The organism is Chitinimonas violaceus, assembly GCF_052601015.1.
The window spans coordinates 61,354-84,403 of record NZ_JBQXDJ010000010.1; the positions used below are offsets into that span (position 1 = coordinate 61,354).

The 23,050-nt window shown below is 54.1% G+C and carries 25 protein-coding genes; 11 read left to right on the top strand and 14 right to left on the bottom strand.

The features are described 5' to 3' along the window. Positions 1-218: 218 nt before the first annotated feature. From ssb to ACUHMQ_RS05445, 3 genes are all read right to left on the bottom strand, one after another. Positions 219-731: a single-stranded DNA-binding protein gene (gene ssb, locus ACUHMQ_RS05435; RefSeq protein WP_445294432.1), complete on the bottom strand. Its 513-nt coding sequence runs from the start codon at positions 729-731 to the stop codon at positions 219-221. 68 nt (positions 732-799) lie between these two features. Further along, positions 800-2,164, bottom strand: coding sequence for an MFS transporter (locus ACUHMQ_RS05440; RefSeq protein ID WP_445294433.1), 1,365 nt, complete (start codon positions 2,162-2,164; stop codon positions 800-802). Between the two features lie 292 nt (positions 2,165-2,456). Further along, on the bottom strand, positions 2,457-2,903 hold the full coding sequence (locus tag ACUHMQ_RS05445) for a GNAT family N-acetyltransferase (RefSeq protein WP_445294434.1): 447 nt from the start codon (positions 2,901-2,903) through the stop codon (positions 2,457-2,459). 281 nt (positions 2,904-3,184) lie between these two features. On the opposite strand from ACUHMQ_RS05445, the gene ACUHMQ_RS05450 reads away from it, so the two are divergent. Beyond that, the gene (locus tag ACUHMQ_RS05450) at positions 3,185-3,805 is read left to right on the top strand and encodes a substrate-binding periplasmic protein (RefSeq protein ID WP_445294466.1); all 621 of its coding nucleotides are present in this window, start codon (positions 3,185-3,187) and stop codon (positions 3,803-3,805) included. 27 nt (positions 3,806-3,832) lie between these two features. Here the strand turns inward: ACUHMQ_RS05450 and ACUHMQ_RS05455 are convergent, their stop codons facing one another. The 8 genes from ACUHMQ_RS05455 to ACUHMQ_RS05490 form a co-directional block, all read right to left on the bottom strand. Continuing rightward, a complete protein-coding gene (locus tag ACUHMQ_RS05455; RefSeq protein WP_445294435.1) occupies positions 3,833-5,980 on the bottom strand; it encodes a peptidase domain-containing ABC transporter in 2,148 nt (715 codons plus the stop codon). Between the two features lie 186 nt (positions 5,981-6,166). After that, complete coding sequence (locus tag ACUHMQ_RS05460) at positions 6,167-7,396, bottom strand: HlyD family secretion protein (RefSeq protein WP_445294436.1); 1,230 nt, start codon at positions 7,394-7,396, stop codon at positions 6,167-6,169. Positions 7,397-7,856: 460 nt separating this feature from the next. After that, on the bottom strand, positions 7,857-7,982 hold the full coding sequence (locus ACUHMQ_RS05465) for a hypothetical protein (RefSeq protein WP_445294437.1): 126 nt from the start codon (positions 7,980-7,982) through the stop codon (positions 7,857-7,859). A gap of 81 nt (positions 7,983-8,063) precedes the next feature. After that, positions 8,064-8,207 (bottom strand): class IIb bacteriocin, lactobin A/cerein 7B family, encoded by a 144-nt coding sequence (locus tag ACUHMQ_RS05470; RefSeq protein ID WP_445294438.1) that lies wholly within the window; start codon positions 8,205-8,207, stop codon positions 8,064-8,066. Positions 8,208-8,304: 97 nt separating this feature from the next. Then, a complete protein-coding gene (locus ACUHMQ_RS05475; protein ID WP_445294439.1) occupies positions 8,305-8,505 on the bottom strand; it encodes a hypothetical protein in 201 nt (66 codons plus the stop codon). An 88-nt stretch (positions 8,506-8,593) separates the two neighbouring features. After that, positions 8,594-8,725 (bottom strand): class IIb bacteriocin, lactobin A/cerein 7B family, encoded by a 132-nt coding sequence (locus tag ACUHMQ_RS05480; protein WP_445294440.1) that lies wholly within the window; start codon positions 8,723-8,725, stop codon positions 8,594-8,596. Positions 8,726-8,794: 69 nt separating this feature from the next. Next, entirely contained in the window at positions 8,795-8,926 is a 132-nt protein-coding gene (locus ACUHMQ_RS05485) for a class IIb bacteriocin, lactobin A/cerein 7B family (RefSeq protein ID WP_445294441.1), read from the bottom strand. A gap of 97 nt (positions 8,927-9,023) precedes the next feature. After that, complete coding sequence (locus ACUHMQ_RS05490) at positions 9,024-9,230, bottom strand: response regulator transcription factor (RefSeq protein ID WP_445294442.1); 207 nt, start codon at positions 9,228-9,230, stop codon at positions 9,024-9,026. A gap of 546 nt (positions 9,231-9,776) precedes the next feature. Between ACUHMQ_RS05490 and uvrA the strand changes: the two genes are divergently transcribed. After that, the gene (gene uvrA, locus ACUHMQ_RS05495; protein WP_445294443.1) at positions 9,777-12,623 is read left to right on the top strand and encodes an excinuclease ABC subunit UvrA; all 2,847 of its coding nucleotides are present in this window, start codon (positions 9,777-9,779) and stop codon (positions 12,621-12,623) included. A gap of 61 nt (positions 12,624-12,684) precedes the next feature. Then, positions 12,685-13,065, top strand: coding sequence for a DUF8785 domain-containing protein (locus ACUHMQ_RS05500; protein WP_445294444.1), 381 nt, complete (start codon positions 12,685-12,687; stop codon positions 13,063-13,065). A 221-nt stretch (positions 13,066-13,286) separates the two neighbouring features. On the opposite strand, the gene ACUHMQ_RS05505 is transcribed toward ACUHMQ_RS05500, so the two are convergent. The 3 genes from ACUHMQ_RS05505 to ompR all read right to left on the bottom strand — a co-directional run bounded on the left by ACUHMQ_RS05505 (position 13,287) and on the right by ompR (position 15,872). Beyond that, complete coding sequence (locus tag ACUHMQ_RS05505) at positions 13,287-13,601, bottom strand: putative quinol monooxygenase (RefSeq protein ID WP_445294445.1); 315 nt, start codon at positions 13,599-13,601, stop codon at positions 13,287-13,289. A 206-nt stretch (positions 13,602-13,807) separates the two neighbouring features. Beyond that, positions 13,808-15,109, bottom strand: coding sequence for an ATP-binding protein (locus ACUHMQ_RS05510; protein ID WP_445294446.1), 1,302 nt, complete (start codon positions 15,107-15,109; stop codon positions 13,808-13,810). Between the two features lie 28 nt (positions 15,110-15,137). After that, positions 15,138-15,872, bottom strand: a complete 735-nt coding sequence (gene ompR / locus ACUHMQ_RS05515) for an osmolarity response regulator transcription factor OmpR (protein WP_445294447.1) — start codon at positions 15,870-15,872, stop codon at positions 15,138-15,140. Positions 15,873-16,029: 157 nt separating this feature from the next. Here ompR and ACUHMQ_RS05520 point away from each other — a divergent pair, with 157 nt between their 5' ends. From ACUHMQ_RS05520 to ACUHMQ_RS05555, 8 genes are all read left to right on the top strand, one after another. Beyond that, positions 16,030-16,386 (top strand): hypothetical protein, encoded by a 357-nt coding sequence (locus ACUHMQ_RS05520; protein ID WP_445294448.1) that lies wholly within the window; start codon positions 16,030-16,032, stop codon positions 16,384-16,386. Positions 16,387-16,504: 118 nt separating this feature from the next. Continuing rightward, the gene (locus ACUHMQ_RS05525) at positions 16,505-16,888 is read left to right on the top strand and encodes a response regulator (RefSeq protein WP_445294449.1); all 384 of its coding nucleotides are present in this window, start codon (positions 16,505-16,507) and stop codon (positions 16,886-16,888) included. Between the two features lie 15 nt (positions 16,889-16,903). Next, positions 16,904-17,224 carry an STAS domain-containing protein gene (locus tag ACUHMQ_RS05530; RefSeq protein ID WP_445294450.1) on the top strand — a complete coding sequence of 107 codons (321 nt, stop codon included), beginning with the start codon at positions 16,904-16,906 and terminating at the stop codon, positions 17,222-17,224. Beyond that, a complete protein-coding gene (locus tag ACUHMQ_RS05535) occupies positions 17,221-19,461 on the top strand; it encodes a chemotaxis protein CheA (RefSeq protein ID WP_445294451.1) in 2,241 nt (746 codons plus the stop codon). The genes ACUHMQ_RS05530 and ACUHMQ_RS05535 overlap by 4 nt, the downstream gene beginning before the upstream one ends. After that, the gene (locus tag ACUHMQ_RS05540; RefSeq protein WP_445294452.1) at positions 19,458-21,122 is read left to right on the top strand and encodes a methyl-accepting chemotaxis protein; all 1,665 of its coding nucleotides are present in this window, start codon (positions 19,458-19,460) and stop codon (positions 21,120-21,122) included. Before ACUHMQ_RS05535 ends, ACUHMQ_RS05540 begins: the two co-directional genes overlap by 4 nt. Positions 21,123-21,134: 12 nt before the next feature. Further along, complete coding sequence (locus ACUHMQ_RS05545; RefSeq protein WP_445294453.1) at positions 21,135-21,680, top strand: chemotaxis protein CheW; 546 nt, start codon at positions 21,135-21,137, stop codon at positions 21,678-21,680. Positions 21,681-21,684: 4 nt separating this feature from the next. Continuing rightward, the gene (locus ACUHMQ_RS05550; RefSeq protein ID WP_445294467.1) at positions 21,685-22,536 is read left to right on the top strand and encodes a CheR family methyltransferase; all 852 of its coding nucleotides are present in this window, start codon (positions 21,685-21,687) and stop codon (positions 22,534-22,536) included. After that, positions 22,533-23,015: a chemotaxis protein CheD gene (locus ACUHMQ_RS05555; RefSeq protein ID WP_445294454.1), complete on the top strand. Its 483-nt coding sequence runs from the start codon at positions 22,533-22,535 to the stop codon at positions 23,013-23,015. Before ACUHMQ_RS05550 ends, ACUHMQ_RS05555 begins: the two co-directional genes overlap by 4 nt. The last annotated feature ends 35 nt before the right edge of the window (positions 23,016-23,050 follow it).

Below are 23,050 nucleotides of genomic sequence, written 5' to 3' on the forward strand. Positions count from 1 at the left end.
TTGACTATAAGTAAGTGCTAATGTTTTGGTTGGGAAAAAAAAGACGTCGTGGCGCTGCTGGAGAGCCGGTTGAGTAGGTGAAGCAGTTTCCTGGTGGCTAATGGATAGGTCGTACTGGTACAGCCATTACTGAGCCGTTGTGCGAGGTGAATCGATCGTAGGGAAAAAGAAAAAGCCCTGATTCATCAGGGCTTTTGGGGCTTGCGTTATCGAACCGCTCAGAACGGAATATCGTCTTCAAAGTCGTCAAAACTCTGCGGCTTCTGGGGTGCAGCTTGGCGTTGTGGGGTGCTGACTGCCGCGCCACCACCCATATTGCTGCCAGCGCGTGCAGGGGCCGGGGCTGCTGCTTCGTAGTTTGGTGGGGTCTGGTCGTATTCTGATCCACCACCCGCACGGCCCCCTAACATCTTCATTTCATCGGCAATGATCTCAGTCGTGTAACGGTCCTGGCCGGTGTTCTTGTCCTGCCACTTACGGGTTTGCAGACGACCCTCGATATAAACCGAGCTGCCTTTCTTCAGGTACTGGCCGGCGATTTCTGCGAGCCGGCGGTACATGGTGATGTTGTGCCATTCGGTCTTTTCCTGCTTTTGACCGCTGTTCTTGTCTTTCCAGCTTTCAGTTGTGGCAATGCTGAAATTACAGATAGCCGATCCGTCTGGCATGTAACGCATTTCGGGGTCACGCCCCAGGTTGCCGATAAGCAGAACTTTGTTGAGTGATGCCATACGATTTTCTCCTGTTGTAGGCCGGGTGTTCAGCCCGATAAGTGATGCGTCGGGTTGAAAAGCCCGACCTACGTTGTCTTGTTTGCCAATAGCGCCAATGCGCCGGCTTCGTCCCAGCCTTCGCGCAATACCTTCAGATAGGCTACACCTTCCTCGGCAATCACCACGGCCTCTTTCACCCCAGTCAATTGGGCGAGTTGGCGGGCCAAATGGGTAGCGTTGCCAAGCTGGGAATCGTCGATATGGTACATCAAGGTCCGTACCGGCATGGGGGGCCGTAGCCCGATGGTGATAATCAGCCAAATTCCGATCAGCACAGCACAAAAGATATGGACAGGCAGGGCACCGCCTTCGTGATACAACCATCCTCCCACGACGGAACCGACGAAAAAGCCGAGCGACTGGGTGGTGTTATAGACGCCCATCGCCGTACCTTTTGCATCGGCCGGGGCGATTTTGGAAATCAGGCTGGGTTGTGTTGCTTCAAGGATATTAAACGCGATGAAATAGACCCCCAGCCAGATGACGATACGGGTCAATGTATCAAAGCCAGTCGTCATGCCGAGCTGGGCCAATAGCATCAACGCAACAGCGAGCATGAAGACAGGCTTCAGCTTGTTTCGGGTCTCCGCCACGATAACGGCGGGCACCATCAGTGCAAAACCAATGGCCATGACGGGCAGATAAATTTTCCAGTGTTCGCTTGAGGCAAGATGTGCGCTTTGCACCAAGGCCAGCGGCAGGGTGACGAACAAGGCCATCTGTGCTGCATGCAGGGCAAACACACCGTAATTGAGGCGAAGCAATTGCGGGTCGCGCAATACTGCGCCCAACCGCTTGGGGTTGGCTTCAGCATCTGAGTGAAAGCGGCTTTGCGATGGGTCGGGAATGATTTTCCACACCCCCAGCATGGCGGCCATGGCCAGCCCTGCTGTCAGCAGGAAGATGCCTGATAGCCCAAATGCACCGGCAATGGCGGGAGCCGCCACCAGCGACAGGGCAAATGTGATGCCGATCGAACCACCTACCATGGCCATAGCCTTGGTGCGGTTTTCTTCACGCGTCAGGTCGGCCAACAGCGCGGTAATCGCCGCAGAAATTGCGCCTGCGCCTTGCAGTGCACGGCCGATGGTGATCCAGATCAGGTCCTGTGCCGTAGCGGCAACAAGGCTACCGATGGCAAGCAAAACCAAGCCACCATAAATCACCGGTTTGCGGCCAATATGGTCTGACAGCATACCCAGCGGCAACTGCAAAATCGCCTGGGTGAGGCCATAGGCACCCAGCGCCATACCTACCAATGCATGGTTGTCACCACCGGGCAACTTGCTGGCGTAAAGCGCAAAGACCGGCAAGACCAGGAACATACCCAGCATGCGCAAGGCGTAGAGGCCGGACAAGCCGGCAGAGGCGCGGAATTCAAACGGGGACATGGTTGGACTTAGGGGACTGCGGCTGCGAAAGACGTAATTCTAACAAAACCCGGCAGTTGGCCGTTGGATTCTCCTGTCATGGCTAACCCTAGGGCGCTGTCAGAGCTTGTTCAAAGTCTGCTTCGCGTCAGCAATACGGCGTTAATAACAGCCTCGAAATGTTATTTACCACTTGTAAATTCCACTTCCTTGGCTGTTTTCACCTTGTCTTGTTCTAGTCCGCGACAGATCGGTGAACAGGCTCTTAAACCAATTCGTGCTCTGTCACAGACAGCGTAAACCCGTTGCAACGCTACAGCCTTAGTTCGGCATTCATTTCACCGTCTTCGTCGATGCCCGTTTCGATGAAACCAAAGCTGGCGTAGAAATCCTTCGTTAGAGGATTTTCAGGTAAGTAACAGGTTGTGATGCGCTCTGCATCGCCGATGCTTCGAATTTCGTCGATGGCCAGCTGCAATGCCCCACGGCCATAGCCTTTGCCTTGATGGCGTGCATCAATCATGTATCGCCAGATACCGTATTCGCCAGGGCTGCCCTCTTCTTTGAGTGACACATACATCAGGAAGCCGATCAGTGCTTCCGCGGCATAGATCGCTCTGGTCTTGTAGTGAGGATAGAAACTGGCCTGTGCAATCGAGTAGGTATTGCTGGCCAGATAGTCTTTTTGATGGTCCAACAGTCGCAGGTCGGTGACTGCCTCAAAGTTTTCTCGGGTGATGGGTTTAAGTGTCAGGCTCATAAATAAATCGAATTCCTTTGTTTGAATCTAATAGGTGGGCGCATAGCGATTCGTCCTATCCTGTACTCAATTCTATCGTTCCGGTGTTACGGCTCATTCTTTGCGGATTAACTCTTCTGGACAAGTAGGCGATATGAAACACGCTGTGTCAGTACTACTCGCTGGTTTAATGGCTGCGAAATATCCGGTTACCGCGTCTGCGCTGGAAGTTCGTACACCGGCGCAGGATAGCCAACCGAAGTTCGTCAAGGAAGGGGAGACCATCAGCGGGCTGTGTGTCGATGTCTTTCAAGGCGATAGAGCGTGTGGACCCTGAATTGAAGTTCAGTGAACTACACGATTTTATGCCACTGCCGCGTATCGAGGCATGGTTGGAGGAAGGGAAACTCGATGCATTCTGTGGTTTGGCGAAGACCGACAAACGCAAAGCCGCGTTGGATTTCGTCGAGACGCCCATATACAGCACATATAGCGTGTTGGCAGCGAGGGCCGATGACAAGATCGAGATCAAGAGTTTCGATGACTTGGTCAAGCTCGGGGACGACGGCATCGTATTGGCGGTAACCGGAACAGTGCATGTCGACATACTCGCGGCCCACAAGGGCATCAAGGTAGATGCCGGGGCAAAAGACACCTCTACCAACCTGAATAAACTGATTGCCGGGCGTGGGCGCTTTGTGTTTCACAATGACTTTGCCCTGGCGGACGAAATCAAGCGCGACCACTTCAGCGGCAAGATCAAAATTCTGCCCGTACGATTTGAAGCGGAGGGGACTGAGCGCTTTTTCGTGGTTTCAAGGCGCGCCACGCCCGGCGTGAATGAAAAGCTTCGGTCAGCTATGGAGAAGTTAAGCAAGAGCGGCGAGCTGGCCAAGATATTCCAGACTTACAAGCCGAAATAAGCTCCTTTGCTGATGAAGTGACATTTTTCAGGCTGGTTGCAATACCTCTTGTTGCGTCGCCAGCGGGTTTGCCGTTGCATTCTGCTTCATGGCGAACAGGTCGATTACCCGGTCTGCCGAGCGTATGGTCTCCAGCCGATGGGCGATGATGATGCGGGTGATATTGAGGTGCTTGATAGCCTCGTTGACGCGCAATTCCAATGCCACGTCCAGGTGGCTGGTCGCTTCATCGAGGAACAGTATCTTGGGTTGGCGATATAGCGCCCGCGCCAGCAGGATGCGCTGCTTTTGTCCTCCCGACAGGCTGGACCCCATGTCGCCAACCAGTGTCTGGTAATTCATGGGCATGGCCATGACTTCTTCATGTACACCCGCCGTATGTGCGCAGGCCATGACGCGTTCCAGGTCTGGCTGCGGGTTGAAGAAGGAGATATTGTCGATCAGCGAACCGGACAACAACTGGTCGTCCTGCAGGACAGCAGCGATCTGGCTGCGGTAATGCCCCAAGCCCATGGTGCGGATATCGTACCCATCGGCTTTCACCTCACCTTCTTCCTGCGCTACCAGCCCCATCAGCATTTTCACCAGCGTGGTTTTGCCACAGCCGGAAGGGCCGATGATGGCAACAGATTCCCCGGCATTGACGTTGAAGCTTAAACCGCGGAATACCCAAGGCTCGGATTCTGAATAACGAAAGCCCAGGTTCTGTGCGCTAAGCCCGCCTGCCAAGGGTGTTTCCACCATCTGGCCGTCAAGGTCAGCCTCGGTCTCGGTCAGCGCGATATCGGCAAGGCGTGCGAGGTGCAGGTCCAACATGCGCAGGCTAATCCACTGGTTGATCAGCGCTGCGGCCCGGTCGGAGAACTGCGTCTTGTAGCTCAGAAAGGCGAACAGCATCCCGACTGAGAAAACGTTCTCCATGGCGAGTTTTGCGCCGAGGTAGATCACCAGTATGTTTTGCAGGCCGAACAGCACTTCATTGGCGGTGGTGAAGGCAAGATTGAACTTGCCTACCTGGATGCCCGCATTGAACTGGTCTGCCAGTTTATGTTGCCAGCCTTGCAGCCGTTCGGGTTCATGGCCGAATACCCGCACCGACGGCATGGCGCGTATCGTTTCCATGAAGTGGCTGTTTTCTTTCGCATCGGCCACGATCAGCTGCTCGGCAAGGCGTCGGCTCGCACCATAGGTAGCCCAGCGGATCAAGCCATAGAGCAATACCGATACCAGTACGACCGCTGCGAGCTTGGGTGAGTAGACGAACATCATGGCGGCTGTGATCAAGGCCATCAGGCCATCCACCACTGCTCCTACAAGCCCGCTGGTGAGTTGGCGCTGTACTTCCTGCAGGGAGCCGAAACGCGATACCACGTCGCCAATATGGCGCTTTTCAAACCAGCTTAAGGGTAGGCGGAACAGATGGCGCGCCAGCCGTACCGACATCTGAAAGCTGAAGAGATTACCCAGTCGCAGAATCAACCATGAGCGCAGGAATGTAGTGCCAGCCGATATCAGCATCAGCATGCCAAACCCGATCGCCAGGACTATCAGTAGGTCGACATCGAAGCTGGCCAACACCTCATCGACCACCAGCTGTTGGTAGAACGGGGTGAGGATCGCGAACACCTGTAAAGCCAGAGAAATAAACAAGATCTGTAGCAGGCTGGGTTTCAAGCCAACGACCCCGCGTGCAAAATCAAGCAGATTCAGTTTCTGGACTTCCTCTTTACGCTCGAATGCCTCCGTTGGGCGTAATTCGAGCGCCACCCCGGTGAAATGCTTACCGGCTTCGGCTATGGTCAGCTGTTTTTCGCCAAAGGCCGGGTCGTGGATGACGATGGTCTTGGCGTTGGCGCTGACCAGGACGACGAAGTGATTCATGTCCCAATGTAGTACGCAGGGGGTCTGCAACTCCGTCAGATGGCTCATATCAAGCTTGAGCGCCCGGCCTGCCATATTCATGCGATCGGCAATACGCATCAGCGCGGCCAGCGTCACGCCTTTGGTGGAGACAGGAAAGCGTCGTCGCAGGCTGTTCAGGTCGGTTTCGAAACCATGAAAACCTGCCACCATTGCGAGGCAGGCCAATCCGCATTCGGCCACTTCGGTTTGCAAGATAAGTGGGACGCGTTGGCTGTTCAGAAGCTTGAGTGTGGGGAGGGATGCTGAAGACATGATGACGAGTCGGGCAGTCGAGGTGTGCAGTATTGGGATAAGGCAGAGACGCAAGTACTAGAGGTCTGTTTATGATCTGTCGCGAGCAGCTGTCAGCAGTGCGAAGCGCAGTGCAGAAACTGGAATGTACTTTCGGGGACGTACATAAACCCTGATCACAGCTGCGCAGTAAGTTCGTAGACAGTGTTAATCAAACATTCTTCCTTTAACGGCAATTAGCGGTTCGAACAGCCACTGCCATACTGGTCGGCGATCGATCACGATATCGGCCGATACCGCCATGCCCGGCCGCAAAGGATGTTGTTGGCCGAAGGCGGTAACTTGTTGGCTGTTCAATGCCACTTTCACCCGGTAGACCGGTTCTTGAATCGAAATAGGCAGATTGAGCTCATTTGGGGCCAACACGGTTTCTGATACCGTCCGTACGACGCCGGGTTGCAGTCCATAGCGCTGATAGGGAAAGGCCGCTACTTGCAGCCGCACTGCTTGGCCCGCCTGAATAAAGCCGATAGCGCGTGAGGGCACCAATAATTCTGCTTCGAGATCAACTCCGTCGGGCACCAGGGCAAGTAGAGGTTGATTGGTATTGGCTACCTGGCCGACCACTGCTTGCAGGGCTGCTACACGTCCAGCTACCGGGGCGCGTATCTCAGACTCCTGCCGTTCTGCCATTTCCAGCGACTTTTGTTTGAGGTCGGACTGGGTCGATGTCAGCTGTGCATGTTCGTCCATTGCCGCCAGCCGTGCGCGGGTCAGTTCCTGTTTCAACTGCTCGCGGTCGGCTTCACGGCTCGCTCGTTGCCGTTCCAGTTCCTTGGCTTGTTGCAACTGGGTCAAGACAGCTTCTTCGTGGTCACGAAAGCCGTTGGCGGAGATAAAGCCTTTGCCAAGCATCTGCTGCATTGCTTCGCGTTTCTGTTCGGCAATCTGCAGCCGTTGGGCTTGCACTGCCTGTAGTGACTGAAGCTGGTCAATTTCCCGTACCAATGCTGCATCACGTTCGGACAAGCGCTGCAATTCAGCCTGCGCCCTGCTGCTTGCGCGGCCCATGCTGCCTTGCACCGTCTGCTGTTGGCGTTCAATTTCCCCAAGCAGACCTTGCTCCAGGCTGCGTTCGCTACGCATGACAGCAAGCACCTGACCCGCAACGACTTGCGTGCCTTCGGCGACTTTAAGCTCAGCCACTGTGCCATTGCGTAAGGCAAACACCTTGACGGTGCCTTGGGGCGGCGTGAGCAGACCGGGCGCACTTGCCCGCCGTGTGTAATGGGTAAAGAGCGATAAGCCAACCAGCATTGCCAGAAGCAGCGAAACACCCAACAGGATAGTGCGCATCCCGGCGTTATCGAGAACAAGGCTTTGCCCTGCCTCGGCAGGTTTGGACAATACTTCTTGGCGGAACAATGAATTAGTCATCAGAGTAAGGAACGATTTGTAATCAATTTATATAAAGTCTGCAAATGTCGCGAACATTGGGCTTGGCGATTCTTTGAAAATTCCCGGGAAATTGATTCGTTGAGGCAATAGTCTGCTTTTTGTGGAATTTTTCGGTGACATCTGTCCTAGTTTGCCAGTCTTTTGGTTATACTGTCGTGCTACCGCTGGTGTAGCAAATTTCAATGCCTGAAGGAGAGAGGACAATATTTTGCACTGCATGGCGTTAAATTGCAGTACAGAAGTTTGAGTTCGGGATTGTCAAATAGAAGAGGAGGAGACGGAAATGCTGGCGAGGAAGAGTTTTGAGAAAGACTTAAGGCGACAAATTGCTACGTTAAGCGAGATAAAATATATTTTATTTTAAGATGTGGTGGAGTTTGACTGGCGCAAGACAAATGCAAGGGGCTGAAGCAATTGCTTTTATCTTGCGCCAAGTTACTTAACGACCCTGGTTCTTAACGATAGAACCGGTAATATAGAAAGCGATTAAACCGAATATTGCTGCAAAAGCACCTAAACCGCCACCAGCAACTTGCTCTGCTTCTTTTTTATTGATTTCTTGCATTGTCTTCTCCTTTTTTGGTGTAGTGCTGCGATATATCGGGTGAGTAGATAAAATATTAATGTGCCGCACCCGATACCATAATTACTTGCCCTTGGTAGCTTTGATGATTGATGTTGTGATCAAATATGCACCAATGATGAGGCCAAAGATTGGAACGACAGGTAAAACGGCTGGACCTGCACCACCGTTAACGGCTTGGGCTTCTTGCGTGTTGAGTTCTTGCATGGTCAATCTCCTTTTTGAGGCGGGGTGTGGAAGTTCGAGGTACATAAACCAATGAGATGGCTGAATTTGCTATGCCAAATCAAATTAACCTGGTTTGTTACTGTTTCACAGCGACAGTAATGGCGAGAGAACCATAAACCAAAGCTGCTATTACGCCACCGATAAGAGCAAATGGTGCACCGCCACTAACAACTTCGACTTCTTTTTTGTTGAGCTCTTCCATCATTTTTCCTTTTATTGTGTGGTGCTGCTGGGGGGTGATGCAAGTCAAGCATGGCAATGAGTAATGCAATACCATTTACATGGCCAGTGAAATAGCCTGCATTATTTTGGAACCGCTTCACAACGATATGGCAAAGTCGTGAATCAGCTCTCACAGCCAAACTTTACTTTTCTTTAATAGCCACTACGGCGGCTGTTGTGGCTGCAAATGAGCCGGAAAATAAAATAGCGACAAGCATTAATGGACCAATACCGCCGCTCACGACTTCGATTTCTTGCGTGTCGAGTGTTTGCATTGTCTTCTCCTGTTTTGGGTAATGCTGAAAAATAGCGGCTCAGGGAGAGATTGACTTCTCTTTGGTATTCTATTTATGTGGAATAACCAAAGTGGCTGTTGTTCCTATGGCAAATAGACCGCCAAGCACCATAGTGAAAATCAGAAAAGGAGCTACACCACCACTCACAGATTTGATTTCCTGTGTATTGAGTTCTTGCATAAGTTTCTTTCTGAGTATTTAGAAAAATTCGCCGCTTGCTGTTTATTGAGGGAGGCGGCGAATTAATTCTAAACAAAGAAAAAAATTTGTGAATAGGTTAGCTGTCCCTATATGTATTCATTGAATAAAGAACAACGGCCTGTACGCGATTGCTCACGCCTAATTTTGCATAAATCATGCTCAATTGATTTCGCACGGTCTTATGGCTGCAGCCTAATTGCTTTGCCATTTGGGGTGAATTGAGTCCCGTAGCACTCAGCTTTAGAATTTCGTGCTGTTTTCTGGTCAGGTTATCCAGGCTCATCCTCTATATCCAATCCTTTCTGAATTGCTTGAACATGCGTATTTCACTTACGCAAAGAAGTGGGAGGTCGGGGAGTTTGTATTTAGCCCATCAAGCTTGCTTGGGCATTTATCAAAAATTGCGCATCACAACCCATTGCGCTGCTTGTGCTGAAATACACATCGCTTTAAATCGATGGTATGAACCCATGCTAGCGACCCCAATTGACTTCGGTCAATAACGCAAGTGTCCCGATCTGGGTGGTTGGAGGGGGTGTGGAATATGCCAACCTGATAGCACGCGGCAATATATTTTTTTCATACTTTTATCTTTCGAGCAGCACATAAGCTCCGATCACTGCTGAGCAGTGAAAGTGTGATCAGGTTCCAGGGGGCTGGCTCAATGTTGTATTGCTTTAGCTCGCGAGACTTTTAGACAGGTTCTCAGGAGGGTTCCAGTAGGATCAGGAAACGGGTCCGCCATGCAGCTTGCCAGATAGATTTCGGCGATGTCTGCGCGAATGAACTCCGGTAAACTCACCGGTTGCATTCACGTACCCGAGCTGCCATGAGCTATCGTCCCGTAGACCCGAACAATCAGATCCGTATCCGCGGCGCACGTACGCATAATCTGAAGAACATCAGCCTGGATTTGCCACGCCATCAGCTTGTTGTCATCACTGGCTTGAGTGGTTCGGGCAAGTCGTCCCTGGCTTTCGATACGCTGTATGCCGAAGGCCAGCGCCGCTATGTGGAAAGCCTTTCAGCTTATGCGCGCCAGTTCTTGCAACTGATGGAAAAGCCCGATGTGGATCTGATCGAAGGGTTGTCGCCAGCGATTTCGATCGAGCAGAAGGCTACCAGCCATAATCCCCGCTCGACAGTGGGTACGGTGACGGAAATCCACGACTACCTGCGGCTTTTATATGCCCGGGTCGGGACGCCCTATTGCCCGGATCACCATCAACCGTTGGAATCCCAGACGGTAAGCCAGATGGTTGACCATGTGCTGGCGCTGCCGGAAGACACCAAGCTGATGATTCTTGCTCCGGTCATCATGGGTAAGAAAGGCGAGAACCTCGATCTGTTCGATGAGCTGCGCGCGCAGGGGTTTGTGCGGGTACGGGTGGATGGCGAAGTTTACGAAATCGACGCGATTCCTAAGCTCGATAAGAACAAGAAACACACGATTGATGTGGTGGTCGATCGCTTCAAAGTACGTGCTGATTTGAAGCAGCGTATCGCCGAGAGCTTCGAGACAGCCTTGCGCCATGCCGATGGCCGTGCGATTGCCCTCGAAATGGATACCAATAAGGAACATTGGTTCTCGGCCAAGTTTGCATGCCCTGTCTGTTCCTATTCCTTGCCCGAGCTGGAACCCCGGTTGTTTTCGTTTAACAACCCGATGGGAGCTTGCCCGAAGTGCGATGGCCTGGGGGCCATTCAGTTCTTCGATGCCAAGCGGGTGGTGGCTTTTCCGCATCTGTCCTTGGCTGCCGGCGCCATCAAAGGTTGGGACAAGCGCAACCAGTTCTACTTCCAGATGCTGGTCAGCTTGGCCGAGCACTACGGCTTCAGCGTCGATACTGCTTTTGATGACCTGACTGACGAAGTGAAGCAGGTGGTATTGAACGGGTCGGGTAAGGATGAGATTGCTTTTGTCTATTTGAATGAGCGTGGCACCAAGTTCGAACGCGTACATGCATTCGAGGGTATTCTGCAAAACCTGGAACGGCGCTATCGCGAGACTGATTCGACTGCGGTGCGCGAGGAGCTCGCGAAATACCTGAACAACCAACCCTGCCCAAGCTGCCACGGAGCTCGGTTGCGCCTGGAGGCGCGCCATGTGTTGATTGCGGAGCGGAATATCTTCGAGGTCAGCCAGCTTGCCCTGCGGGATTCGAGCAAATTCTTCGCAGAACTGACCTTGGCAGGCAATAAGGCGCAGATCGCCGAGAAGATCGTTAAGGAAATCAGCGACAGGCTGGGTTTCCTGGTGAACGTGGGGCTTGATTACCTGAGCCTGGACCGTTCCGCCGATACGTTGTCCGGGGGAGAAGCCCAGCGGATTCGTCTGGCATCGCAGATCGGTTCCGGGTTGACCGGTGTTATGTATGTATTGGATGAACCGTCAATCGGATTGCATCAGCGTGATAACGACAGGCTGCTCGGTACATTGATGCACCTGCGCGATCTGGGTAACAGCGTGATCGTGGTTGAACACGATGAGGATGCTATCCGCGCTGCGGATTTCGTGGTGGATATGGGGCCGGGTGCAGGTGAACACGGCGGAGAGATATTGGCCATGGGCACGCCGGGCGAGGTGATGGCCAATCCAGCCTCGGTAACTGGCCAGTTTCTGGCCGGCGTACGCAAGATCGAAGTGCCGGCCAAGCGCCAGCAACCCGACCCGGAGCGCTGGTTGAGTGTAAAGGGTGCGCGTGGCAATAACCTGAAAGGCGTGAATCTGGCCTTGCCGCTGGGTATGCTGGTCTGTGTGACCGGGGTGTCGGGTTCGGGTAAGTCCACGCTGATCAACGACACACTCTATGCAGCGGCAGCACGCACGATTTACGGCAGCAATACCGAACCTGCACCCCACGACGAGATCATCGGGCTGGAGCAGTTCGACAAGGTTATCAACGTTGATCAAAGCCCTATCGGCCGTACACCGCGCTCCAACCCAGCCACGTATACCGGTTTGTTTACACCGATTCGTGATTTGTATGCTGGTGTGCCCATGGCGCGGGAACGTGGTTATGGCCCTGGGCGTTTCTCGTTTAACGTAAAAGGTGGGCGTTGCGAGGCCTGCCAGGGTGATGGCGTCATCAAGGTGGAAATGCATTTCCTGCCGGATGTGTATGTGCCCTGCGATGTGTGCCACGGCAAGCGCTATAACCGTGAAACGCTGGAAGTCCAGTACAAGGGCAAAAACATTACCGAAGTGCTGGAAATGACGGTGGAGCATGCACGCGAATTCTTTGATGCCGTGCCTAGTATTGCCCGCAAGTTGCAAACCCTGATGGATGTTGGCTTGAGCTATATTCGCCTGGGGCAGAGCGCTACGACCTTGTCAGGTGGCGAAGCACAACGGGTGAAGCTGGCGCTGGAGCTTTCCAAGCGCGATACGGGTCGAACGCTCTATATTCTTGATGAGCCGACGACAGGCCTGCATTTCCATGACATCGACCTGCTGTTGAAAGTGCTGCATCGTTTGCGCGAACACGGCAATACGGTGGTGGTGATTGAGCACAATCTTGATGTGATCAAGACGGCGGACTGGTGTGTGGACCTGGGACCGGAAGGTGGTGCGGGCGGCGGACAGATTCTGGCGACGGGTACCCCCGAGGATATTGCGGCCAACCCAGCCAGCCATACCGGTGGTTATTTGAAGAAGTTACTGGAAGCCGCTTGATCTGCGGTGCCTGATAAGGCTGGCTGAAAAATATTTACGTAAAGAAATCTAGAGGAATTGCATGCAAAACCCGCTTGCCAAGATTCGCTGGGGCCGTTGGTTACTGGGCTCGTTGTTTCTGATCGTGTTGATTTGTGCGGCGTACCTGTGGGTGGTGCTGAACTGGAGCTATGCGGAAGGCGAGCGGGCAGGGTATGTGCAAAAGCTGTCCAAGAAGGGCTGGCTATGCAAGACCTGGGAGGGTGAGTTGGCCATGATCAATATCCCCGGTACGTTGTCGGAGAAATTCCCGTTTACCGTGCACGACGACAAGGTGGTTGCAGATATCAACGCCAGCCTGGGCAAGAAAGTATCGCTGACTTATAGCCAGCATGTGGGTGTGCCGACCGATTGCTTTGGCGAGACTTTGTACTATGTGACTTCGGTGAAGGTGGTTGAATAATAACTGGGGCCACATTAACAACATATGGTCCCGTTTTAACCCACCTTTATTAGAACCTGTCTAAAGTCTGCTGTGCGTCAGCGATACGGCGTTGAAAACATCCTCGGAATGCTCATTTACCATTCGTAAACTCCGTTTCCTCAGCTGTTTCCGCCTTGTCTTGCTCTAGCTCGCGAGACTATAGACAGGTTCTTAGATAGAACGTCCAGCACACTTGGAAATTAACGTTTGGCTGACGACGGGCTGACCATGGTGACCGGGCGGATATCAAAGTCGCGCGTCAGATAATCCATGCGCTGCTCGAAAAAGCGCTGCATATGAGGCAAAGCTAAGTGTTGGTCCAGATCGGCTTGTGATTTCCAGACTTCATAGAAGAGAAACAACGTCGGATCTTGCTGGTCACGCAACATGTGGTACTCGATACAACCTGCTTCAGCTCGGCTAGGTGCTACGTACTCCTTGAATAGCGCTTCGAATTCGTCGGATTTTTCCGGTCTTGTATAGGCATGCAAAATAAAAGCACACAAACTACTCATTTCAGAATCCTTTGTTGGGTGAGACCTTTGGGAGTCTGGTTTCTACAGAGAGTTCAATTCCCCTAAGAACCTGTTCAAGATCTTGCTGTGCAGCTGTGATCAGGGCTTATGTGCTGCTCAAAATCCTCATGTACCCAAGTACATTCCGGTTTCTGCGCTGCTCTGCGCCCTGCTGACAGCTGCTCGCAACAGATCTTGAACGGGTTCTAAGACTGATTGGGCAGCGGTAGTATCAAACTGGCTTGCAACCCACCTTCCGGACGGTTTATCAGCTGAAGTTTGCCGCCATGTAGACGGGCAATCCGTTCCACGATGGCCAGACCTAACCCGCTGCCGCCATCTGCACGGCGGGCTTTGTCGAGGCGGTGGAAGGGTTTGAGTGCATTGACGATCTGGTCTGCCGGGATGCCCGGGCCGTTGTCGATGACTTTGAAGTGCAAGACGTTTGCCTGAAAGTGTACTGACAGGCTGAGTGGCGATGCGCCATAGCGATGCGCGTTGTCCAATAGATTAGCCAGCGCCCTTGTGAGCGCGAGTGGGTGCAGGTTGGCCAGTGGCAGGTGATCTGCCAGCTGCAGTTCGACTTCCAGGCCCGTACGGGCAAAGCGGGCGACGACGCCGCGGGCGATTTCAGCGGGGTCGCAAGCCTGCGCCTGTTCGTTTCCCAGGCCGCGTGCAAAGTCGATGAACTGGCTGAGAATACGTTCGATGTCGTCCACGTCTTCGCGCATGCCATCCTGCAGGCTGGCGTCGTTCATCATTTCCACGCCTAGTCGCAGCCGAGCCAGTGGTGTGCGCAGGTCGTGGGATATCCCGGCCAGCATCACCGTTCTTTCGGCCTCTGCTGTATCCAGGTCGGACAGCATGCGATTGAAACTTGCGGAGAGTTCCTGCACTTCCAAAGGACCGGTTTCCGGTAGTGGTTGGGGGCGTTCTCCCCGGCCCAGCTTGCCCGCAGCGATACCGAGCTCACGCAATGGGCGATTCAACCGCCAAGCGAAGATACCCGCTACGCTGAGCGCAATGATGGCGAATATGGCGGCCGCACCCGCGAGCGTCCATGTGGGGTCGGACTGAAAGCGCCCAAAAGGGATAACCAGCCAATAAGCTTGACCCAGCATATCTACCTGTATCCAGAGTTGCTTCTTGGGCTGACGGATTTCGCGCACTTCGCCCACGCGTGCAAGCTTGTTCTGCAACGCTTCGGAGATGGCGATGATTTGCGAACGACGTGGTGCCGTGGCAGAGGGTGCATCAGGGCTATCAATAGCCACCAGATGTGGTGCATAGGGCTTATGGTTCAGGCTGATCCACTCGGCTTGCTCTTTGGGACTCATACCGTCGAGCTGGTCTTCCAGGTCGGCCAGCAACTCGACGATCTGCTCGCTCATCTGCCGCGCAATCATCTGTTGCTTGTTGTAGTCCGACAAGGCAACGACAAAGGTGAGGCTGATGATGAGTGCGCTGGCGGTTAACCAGGTGAGGCGCCAGAAGATGGTACGTGGCATCAGATTGCTCAACTGCATAAGGTTCAATTCAGCGTTCGCCACCATCGGGGACGAAAACGTAACCAAAGCCCCACACTGTTTGCAAGTAACGTTGCTCGGATGCGCTGTTTTCGATCAGTTTGCGAAGGCGGGAGACCTGCACATCGATACTGCGGTCGAACGCTTCGTGTTCGCGGCCACGGGCCAGTTCCATCAGCCTTTCTCGGCTTAACGGTTGCCGTGGGTGGCTGGCGAAGACGCGCAACAGCGCGAATTCGGCATTGGTCAGGGGGATGGGCTCATTATTGCGCATCAGCTTCCGGTTGCTGATTTCCAAGCGAAAAGGGCCGAAATCGAAATGTTCGCCTTCTGTCAGCGGTGCAGCCAGGGCTGAAGGCTCCTTATGCCGGCGTAGCACAGCATTGATGCGCGCCAGGAGTTCGCGTGGGTTGAAGGGTTTGGGCAGATAGTCATCCGCGCCCATTTCCAAGCCGATGATGCGGTCGATATCGTCACCGCGGGCGGTCAGCATGATGATCGGAATATTGTCGCCCACAGCGCGTAAACGGCGGCAGATCGACAAACCGTCTTCTCCCGGCATCATCAGGTCGAGCAGCAACAGCTGGGGGCGGTTGCGTTGCAGACGACCTTCCAGCTTGCTGGCATCCGCAAAGGCTTCGACCGTAAAACCTTGCTCGTTCAGATAGCGCTGTACGAGTTCGCGTAAGCGGGGGTCATCATCGATCAGCAGGATTTTCTTGGGCGGAATAGCAGCGGTATTCATGACGAAGAGTGTAGCGCCTTGTTTTGTTGGAAGGAGTTCGAACTGTAAATAAGCATTGCTGGCTGGCCTTGCCGGCAAGGGCGTTTACAATTGTGGACGCCAGAGATACGCCCACGGGCGTATGCTGGAATGGTCCAAGCCTAGTTGCTATTTGATTATGAAACGTTTGTTTGTCCCACTTGCCTTCTTGCTTGCCCTGCCGATTGGCCGGGCTGCAACGCCTGAGCCGTCACAGCTTTCAGTGAAGGAAAAAGAAGCGATTGAGCTGCGTTTTCAGCATAGGGAGGCACGTATCCGTGAAGCCCTGGCGCATGGCGATCTGACAGAAGCCGAAGCGGAAAGTCTTCGCCATCGCCTCGAACGCAAGCGCGAATCTCTGCTTAAGTGTGGTGGTGTCGAGCCCCATGCCCGGCCTAAGCCTCCTCATCCTGTACATCCAAAACTACCGGTTGACCCAGCTCCCCAGGTTGAAGCTCAGCCGGCAGCGCCTATTCCCACGCCTACGCCTGACTGAAGGCGGATGAACCGGCTATCGGCTCGTTCCGCTGTACCGCCCTTCCCATAAAGCTGCTTGGCAGCCTTTCATTAGCGTGCACTACAATGAAAGGAATAGTCCAGGGAAGGTTTGTGCTATGGCCGCTGCAGAGCATAAGAAAACGATCCTGATCGTCGATGATTCGCCCAGTTTGCGCCAAGTGGTCAATTTGGCGTTGACGCAGGCGGGTTATAACGTTGTGGAAGCCGGAGATGGCCGCGAGGGACTGGCGCAGCTCGATGGCCGCCGTATTCACCTGATTATTTCCGATGTGAATATGCCAAATATGGATGGCATCGCCTTTGTGCGCGCTGTCAAACAGCTTCAGGAGTATCGTTTTACCCCCATCATCATGCTCACCACCGAGGCACAAGAGGATAAGAAGGTTGAGGGCCAGATGGCCGGCGCAAAAGCCTGGGTGGTCAAACCTTTCCGGCCCGACCAGATGTTACGGGCGGTTGCCAAGCTGATTCAGCCTTGAGCACTGAGCATGTCTATGTCCTCCAATTCCCGCGATGCGTGCCGCACATTGAATTTGGAGGGAGACTTCACGATCTACGAGGCACGCCAGAATAAAGATCACCTTCTTGCCGCATTGAACGAGGCGAATGGTTTGGACATCGACTTGTCTGGTGTGTCTGAACTCGATACCGCCGGGATACAAATCCTGTTGCTATTAAAGCGGGAAGCTGCACGGCAGGATAAGCCTCTGGTATTTCATGGGCATTCCAAGGCAGTGTTGGCCGTACTCGACCTCTACAACATGGGTGGCGTGTTTGGCGACCCGGTTGTGCTGTCCGGGGAAGGGCGGCCATGAACCTGGATGCAGTCAGGCTGGTTTTCTACGAGGAATCCGACGAGCTGCTGGACGCGATGGAAACCGCGTTATTGGCGGTGGAGGCGGCCCCACCACACGAACGGGCGGAGCATCTGAATGCCATGTTCCGTGCCGCCCATACCATCAAAGGATCGGCCGGGCTGTTTGAAATGACAGCCATTGTTGGCTTTACCCACCAGTGTGAGAGCCTGCTGGATCGTCTTCGTGCTGGTGAGCTCGATATTACGTCCGAGCTGCTTGAGCTGCTTTTTGCTTGTCGTGACCATATTGCCGCCATGGTTGATGCGGAAAGGCAGTCCAAGCCGGCGCCGGTTGCACATGAGCTTGAAGCGAGGTTGGCTGATTATGGTGGGCACAAGTCTGCATCATCACCCACCCCATTGCCCTCGCCTTCACCTGTTCCGTTGCCTGATATCCAGCCGGGGAGAACAGTCAAAATCGAAGCCGACGGCGACCATGTGGCGGCCTCGGATTATTGGCATATCTCGTTGCGCTTTGGTACGGATGTGCTGCGTAATGGGATGGACCCGATATCCTTCCTGCGCTACCTCACAGTCCTGGGGCGTATCGTCTACATCACCACACTGTATGACAATCTGCCCGAGGCGGATGAGATGGAGCCGGAGAGCTGCTATCTGGGCTTTGAGATTCAGTTCGCTGCCGGGCCTGCTGTCGACAAGTTGATGATCGAGAATGTCTTCGAGTTTGTCCGTGAAGACAGCAAAGTCCGTATTCTGCCCCCTCATGCACATCTCGATGATTTCATCCGTCTGATCAAGGAAATGCCCGAAGGGGCATTGCTCGGTGAAACACTGGTCCAAGGCGGTGCGCTGACGCCGACCGAGCTGGAGGAAGTGCTCATTCTCCAGCGTATGCAGGCAGAAAGCGGTACGCCTAAGCAATTGGGCGAATTGCTGGTCGAAGAGCGTCTGGCCCATCCGACGGCGGTGGAAGCCGTATTGGATAAGCAACGCGAACATGTTGCGCACAAGACCCGTGAACACCGTGTGGTACGCGTCGATGCTTCTCGACTCGATGCCTTGATCGACTTGGTAGGCGAGTTGGTGATAGCGGGGGCAGCTTCACTATTGTCGGCCAAACAGGCGGGCAACCCGGTCTTGCTGGAGAGTCTGGGCTCCTTGGGTGAGCTGGTGGAGCGGATTCGTGACGAAGCCTTAAGCTTGCGTATGGTGCCCGTGGGTGAGATTTTCAGTCGTTTTCCGCGTGTGGTGCGTGACACCGCACGGGAATTGGGTAAGGAGATTCAGCTCGAACTGGCAGGAGAGGAGACCGAGCTCGATAAATCGATGGTCGACAAACTCAGCGACCCCCTAGTGCACTTGGTACGTAACGCCATGGATCATGGTATCGAAACCACGGCGGTACGTCGTAGCCGTGGCAAGCCCGATAGCGGTACGGTCTGGCTGAATGCCTACCATGAGTCAGGCAGCGTCGTTATCGAAGTGGGGGATGACGGTGGTGGTATGGACCGCGCCCGTATTCGTGCCCGAGGGATTGAACGAGGCTTGATTGGCGCTGACGAACATCTGAATGACCAAGCCTTGCTGCAGCTGGTTTTTGCGCCCGGTTTTTCCACTGCGGAAACGATTACCAATCTGTCCGGCCGTGGCGTTGGCATGGATGTCGTCAAACGCAATATCGAAGCAATGAAGGGCAATATCGAGATGGAGTCGGTGCCGGGTGAGGGTTCTGTCATTCGACTACGTATGCCGCTTACCCTGGCCATTATTGATGGGTTCCAGGTGGCTGTGGGTACCAGCACCTTTGTGATTCCATTGGATATGGTCTTGGAGTGCCTGGATTTGCCTGCGGAGGTGTTGGCGAGCAATCGGAATTATCTGAGCCTGCGCGGAGAGGTATTGCCTTTCCTGCCGTTGCGGCGGTTGTTTGAAGTTTCGGGCACGCCACCTGCACGTCAGGCGGTGATTGTCGTGCAATACGGCAGTCAGCGGGCGGGACTGGTTGTTGATCGGTTGGAGGGAGAGCTGCAAGCAGTTATCAAGCCGCTTGGCCATCTGTTCCGTGACGTCAAAGGACTTGCGGGCTCGACTATATTGGGCAGTGGTGCAGTGGCATTGATATTGGATGTACCCGATCTGATTCTGCGGGCATCGAGTGACGAACGGCGTCGTGTTGTGAGCAATAGCTTGCAGGAAGCAAAACGCCTCGGCGTTTGGGAGGGGAGCACACCATGAAGTGGCTGACCCGGCTGTCGTTGTTCAAGAGACTGCTATTGGCCTTCAATCTGATGGCCTTGTTGCTGCTATTGATTGGCCTGAGCACGGTAAGCGGTGTAGATACAGTCGCGGCGCGTTTTCGGAGTAGCAATGAGCATTACCTGGGAACTGCGGCGGTGTTGATCCAGGTTCGTACCCAACTGTTGCAACATCGGTTGGCGGTGTGGGAGTTGACGCACTCTACCGATGAATCGGCAAAGGTGGTGTTACAGGCAAAGGTGCAGGCTGCGTACGACAAAGCAGACCGAGTGTTTGATAGCTACAGGTCGGAAAAAGCCACCAATGCGCAGGCTGAATTACGTGAAGAGATTGGACGTCGTTGGGCCAACTATCTCAAGGCGATCGATGAGTTGCAGAAGCAGCCACAAGGCGAAGCTGCAGCGCCGATACGTAATCGTGCAGACAAAGAGTTTGCGCCGCTTGTTGATATGCTGAACCGGGAGATTGTGTTGAACCAGCGGGCTGCGCACACCGGAATGCAAAGTGCCAGTGCCTTGGCTGTCGATGTCCGTTATTACAACCGCCTTCTTACCTTGGGCGGTTTTGTACTGGCGGTACTGCTGGGTTATTTCGTTGCCCGTTACATCACCCGGCTGATCGGTGGTGAACCGGAAGAAGCGGTACGCCTTGCACGACAGGTTGCGGATGGTGATTTCCGTGGCGACATTGTTATAAAGCGAGGGGATGAGAAGAGTGTGATGGCAGCTTTGTCCGAGATGAATCGGCAGCTGACGAATATCATCCGCGAGGTGCGTGATTTTGCCGAGGTGAATGTGCGTGTCTCGGCCCAGGTGGAATCTGCCGCGGTGGCGCTGTCGCGCACGGCCAGCGAACAGGCTTCGGGCGTTGAGCAGACAGGGATTTCGCTTGAAGAAATCAGTGCATCGGTAGCGCACAGCGCGCAGCATGCCGTAGAGACAGATGGGTTGGCCGGCCGTGCCGCAGCGGTAGCCAGCGAAGGTGGCCAGGCAGTTGCGGCGTCGGTACATGCCATGCGCCAGATTGCCCGCAAGATTGGTGTGATTGACGATATTGCATACCAGACCAATCTGTTGGCACTGAACGCCGCCATTGAGGCTGCACGGGCTGGGCAGCACGGCAAGGGTTTTGCCGTAGTGGCGCAGGAAGTACGCAAACTGGCAGAACGTAGCCAAGCTGCAGCGGCGGAGATTGGTGCGCTTGCCGCGGAATCTGACGCACTTGCCGCACGCGCTGGCAGTCTGCTGGATGGGGTATTGCCGGAAATCCGACGCACTGCCGAACTCGTGGGTGAGATCAGCGCTTCTGGCCGTGAGCAGAGCGAAGGCATTGTGCAGGTCAATAACGCCATTATCCAGCTGGGGCATGCTACGCAGTCCAATGCGGCATCGGCGGAACAATTGTCGTCTTCGGCGGAGGAGCTGCACAACAATGCCCGACGCCTTCAGTCGATTTTGGCGGGTTTGCAGCTACATGAGGGCAGGGTGCAACCAATATCGATGATGCCCGCCAAGCAGAAGGCGCTGGTTGCGAATGAAACTCCCCCAGCTCACACGTCTGCCAGGTCGCTTTCAGCCCCATCAACTGCATTGGGGCAACGCGCCACGCCGGTAGATGAATCCCAGTTCGTTCGATTCTAAGCCAGGATCGCCATGAGCCAGACCTTGATGCCCCTTCGCCGCAGCACCAACGTCCAGCCCGAGCCTATCGAGCAGCCTCAGTACCTGACTTTCCGGCTCGGTGGTGAGATTTATGCGCTGGAAATCGTCCATATCAAGGAGATCATCGAATACGGCGGCCTGACAGAAGTACCGTTGATGCCGCGATTCTTGCGTGGTGTAATCAATCTACGTGGCGCCGTAGTGCCTGTCATTGATCTGGCGGTTCGTTTTGGACGTACCGAAACCGAGGTGGGCAGGCGCAGTTGCATCGTGATCGTCGAGGCCGAATACGCAGATGATTGGCACGACCTGGGCGTGATTGTCGACTCAGTAGAAGAGGTGTTGGAACTACGCCCGGAAGATATCGAACCTCCTCCAGCCTTTGGCGCGCAACTGCGTGCAGAGTTCATCCGCGGCATGGGCAAAATAGAAGGACGGTTTGTGATCGTCTTGGCATTGGAACATGTGCTGTCGATTGACGAAATGGCTGAGTTGGCAGGTGTAAAGGGCCAATCAGGTCAGGAACTGGAGAGCTGAGTTGGTGATCGCTCCTACGCTGACCGGCCGCGATGTATCCATCCCGCTCGGGGGGCTGTTGCAGATGAGCGACGCAGAGTTCCTGCGTTATCAGGTATTGATTGAACGTCTGATTGGTATCCATCTCGTACCTATCAAGAAAGCGATGCTGTCGGGCCGGCTGGCCAAACGCCTGCGTGAACGTAAACTGTCGAGTTTCGGCGAGTATTTCCGCCTGATTGATGATGGGGGAGATCTTGTAGAACGGCAGATTGCCATTGACCTGATCACTACCAACGAAACTTATTTCTTTCGTGAGCCTAAGCACTTCGAGGCCCTGCGTAATCAATTGCTGCCCACGCGTAAGGAGGTACCCTTTCGTGCCTGGAGCGCAGCCTGTGCCAGTGGGGATGAAAGCTACAGTATTGCCATGGTGCTGGCCGATGTATTGGGAGAACGAGCCCCTTGGGAAATCCTGGCGACAGATATCTCCAGCCGAATGTTGGCCAGCGCGCAACGAGGGCTTTACCCGTTGGAGCGAGGTAAATTGATTCCTCCCGATCTGCTCAGGCGTTTCTGCCTGCGTGGTACCGGGGAATATTCGGGTACCTTTCTGGTGGATAAGAACCTGCGCAAACGCGTCAGTTTTGGCACGCTGAATCTGGTCCAAGCGATTCCCGATATCGGTTACTTCGATGTGATTTTCCTGCGTAACGTCATCATCTATTTTGATGCGGCGATGAAGCGACAGGTTATTGATAGCCTGGTGGAACGGATCAAACCTGGAGGGTGGCTGGTGGTGGGGCATTCCGAAACGTTGATTGGGTTACCACCCAGCCTGGTGTCCATCTTGCCGGCGATCTACCTTAAAAAATGACTTTTCAGATCGACATCTTCCTTCAGCCTGGGGAGGTCTATTTTGGTGACCGGGATACGCGCATTCGTACGCTGCTGGGGTCGTGTGTGGCAGTAACGTGGTGGCATCCTGGCAAGAAGGTTGGTGGCATGTGCCATTACCTGTTGCCACAACGGGCCAAGAGTAATCTGCGGGACCTCAAGAACCTGGATGGGCGCTATGCCGAGGAGGCTTTCCTCCTGGCCATGCACTATATTCATGCTACCGGTACATTGCCCGCCGACTACCAGGTGAAGATGTTTGGCGGTGGACAGGTGTTGATTACAGAGACGGGGAAGGTGCAGGCCGTCGGAGAAAGAAATATCGAGTTTGCCAAGAAGTGGCTTGCAGACCATGGGTTTCGAGTGAGTAGTGAGCATCTGGCCGGAAATGGGCATCGCCATATTGTGTTCGATGTGGCGACAGGGGATGTGTGGGTTCGCTTCAGCCCACAGCATTAAGAACCCATTCACGGTTAGTTACCTTCCTACGGAGG

What these genes read in the sequence shown, in the direction of transcription:
- ssb (WP_445294432.1), bottom strand. Translation starts at nt 731, where the DNA reads ATGGCATCACTCAACAAAGTTCTGCTTATCGGCAACCTGGGGCGTGAC.
- ACUHMQ_RS05440 (WP_445294433.1), bottom strand. Translation starts at nt 2,164, where the DNA reads ATGTCCCCGTTTGAATTCCGCGCCTCTGCCGGCTTGTCCGGCCTCTAC.
- ACUHMQ_RS05445 (WP_445294434.1), bottom strand. Translation starts at nt 2,903, where the DNA reads ATGAGCCTGACACTTAAACCCATCACCCGAGAAAACTTTGAGGCAGTC.
- ACUHMQ_RS05450 (WP_445294466.1), top strand. Translation starts at nt 3,185, where the DNA reads ATGTCTTTCAAGGCGATAGAGCGTGTGGACCCTGAATTGAAGTTCAGT.
- ACUHMQ_RS05455 (WP_445294435.1), bottom strand. Translation starts at nt 5,980, where the DNA reads ATGTCTTCAGCATCCCTCCCCACACTCAAGCTTCTGAACAGCCAACGC.
- ACUHMQ_RS05460 (WP_445294436.1), bottom strand. Translation starts at nt 7,396, where the DNA reads ATGACTAATTCATTGTTCCGCCAAGAAGTATTGTCCAAACCTGCCGAG.
- ACUHMQ_RS05465 (WP_445294437.1), bottom strand. Translation starts at nt 7,982, where the DNA reads ATGCAAGAAATCAATAAAAAAGAAGCAGAGCAAGTTGCTGGTGGCGGT.
- ACUHMQ_RS05470 (WP_445294438.1), bottom strand. Translation starts at nt 8,207, where the DNA reads ATGCAAGAACTCAACACGCAAGAAGCCCAAGCCGTTAACGGTGGTGCA.
- ACUHMQ_RS05475 (WP_445294439.1), bottom strand. Translation starts at nt 8,505, where the DNA reads ATGGTATTGCATTACTCATTGCCATGCTTGACTTGCATCACCCCCCAG.
- ACUHMQ_RS05480 (WP_445294440.1), bottom strand. Translation starts at nt 8,725, where the DNA reads ATGCAAACACTCGACACGCAAGAAATCGAAGTCGTGAGCGGCGGTATT.
- ACUHMQ_RS05485 (WP_445294441.1), bottom strand. Translation starts at nt 8,926, where the DNA reads ATGCAAGAACTCAATACACAGGAAATCAAATCTGTGAGTGGTGGTGTA.
- ACUHMQ_RS05490 (WP_445294442.1), bottom strand. Translation starts at nt 9,230, where the DNA reads ATGAGCCTGGATAACCTGACCAGAAAACAGCACGAAATTCTAAAGCTG.
- uvrA (WP_445294443.1), top strand. Translation starts at nt 9,777, where the DNA reads ATGAGCTATCGTCCCGTAGACCCGAACAATCAGATCCGTATCCGCGGC.
- ACUHMQ_RS05500 (WP_445294444.1), top strand. Translation starts at nt 12,685, where the DNA reads ATGCAAAACCCGCTTGCCAAGATTCGCTGGGGCCGTTGGTTACTGGGC.
- ACUHMQ_RS05505 (WP_445294445.1), bottom strand. Translation starts at nt 13,601, where the DNA reads ATGAGTAGTTTGTGTGCTTTTATTTTGCATGCCTATACAAGACCGGAA.
- ACUHMQ_RS05510 (WP_445294446.1), bottom strand. Translation starts at nt 15,109, where the DNA reads ATGCCACGTACCATCTTCTGGCGCCTCACCTGGTTAACCGCCAGCGCA.
- ompR (WP_445294447.1), bottom strand. Translation starts at nt 15,872, where the DNA reads ATGAATACCGCTGCTATTCCGCCCAAGAAAATCCTGCTGATCGATGAT.
- ACUHMQ_RS05520 (WP_445294448.1), top strand. Translation starts at nt 16,030, where the DNA reads ATGAAACGTTTGTTTGTCCCACTTGCCTTCTTGCTTGCCCTGCCGATT.
- ACUHMQ_RS05525 (WP_445294449.1), top strand. Translation starts at nt 16,505, where the DNA reads ATGGCCGCTGCAGAGCATAAGAAAACGATCCTGATCGTCGATGATTCG.
- ACUHMQ_RS05530 (WP_445294450.1), top strand. Translation starts at nt 16,904, where the DNA reads ATGTCCTCCAATTCCCGCGATGCGTGCCGCACATTGAATTTGGAGGGA.
- ACUHMQ_RS05535 (WP_445294451.1), top strand. Translation starts at nt 17,221, where the DNA reads ATGAACCTGGATGCAGTCAGGCTGGTTTTCTACGAGGAATCCGACGAG.
- ACUHMQ_RS05540 (WP_445294452.1), top strand. Translation starts at nt 19,458, where the DNA reads ATGAAGTGGCTGACCCGGCTGTCGTTGTTCAAGAGACTGCTATTGGCC.
- ACUHMQ_RS05545 (WP_445294453.1), top strand. Translation starts at nt 21,135, where the DNA reads ATGAGCCAGACCTTGATGCCCCTTCGCCGCAGCACCAACGTCCAGCCC.
- ACUHMQ_RS05555 (WP_445294454.1), top strand. Translation starts at nt 22,533, where the DNA reads ATGACTTTTCAGATCGACATCTTCCTTCAGCCTGGGGAGGTCTATTTT.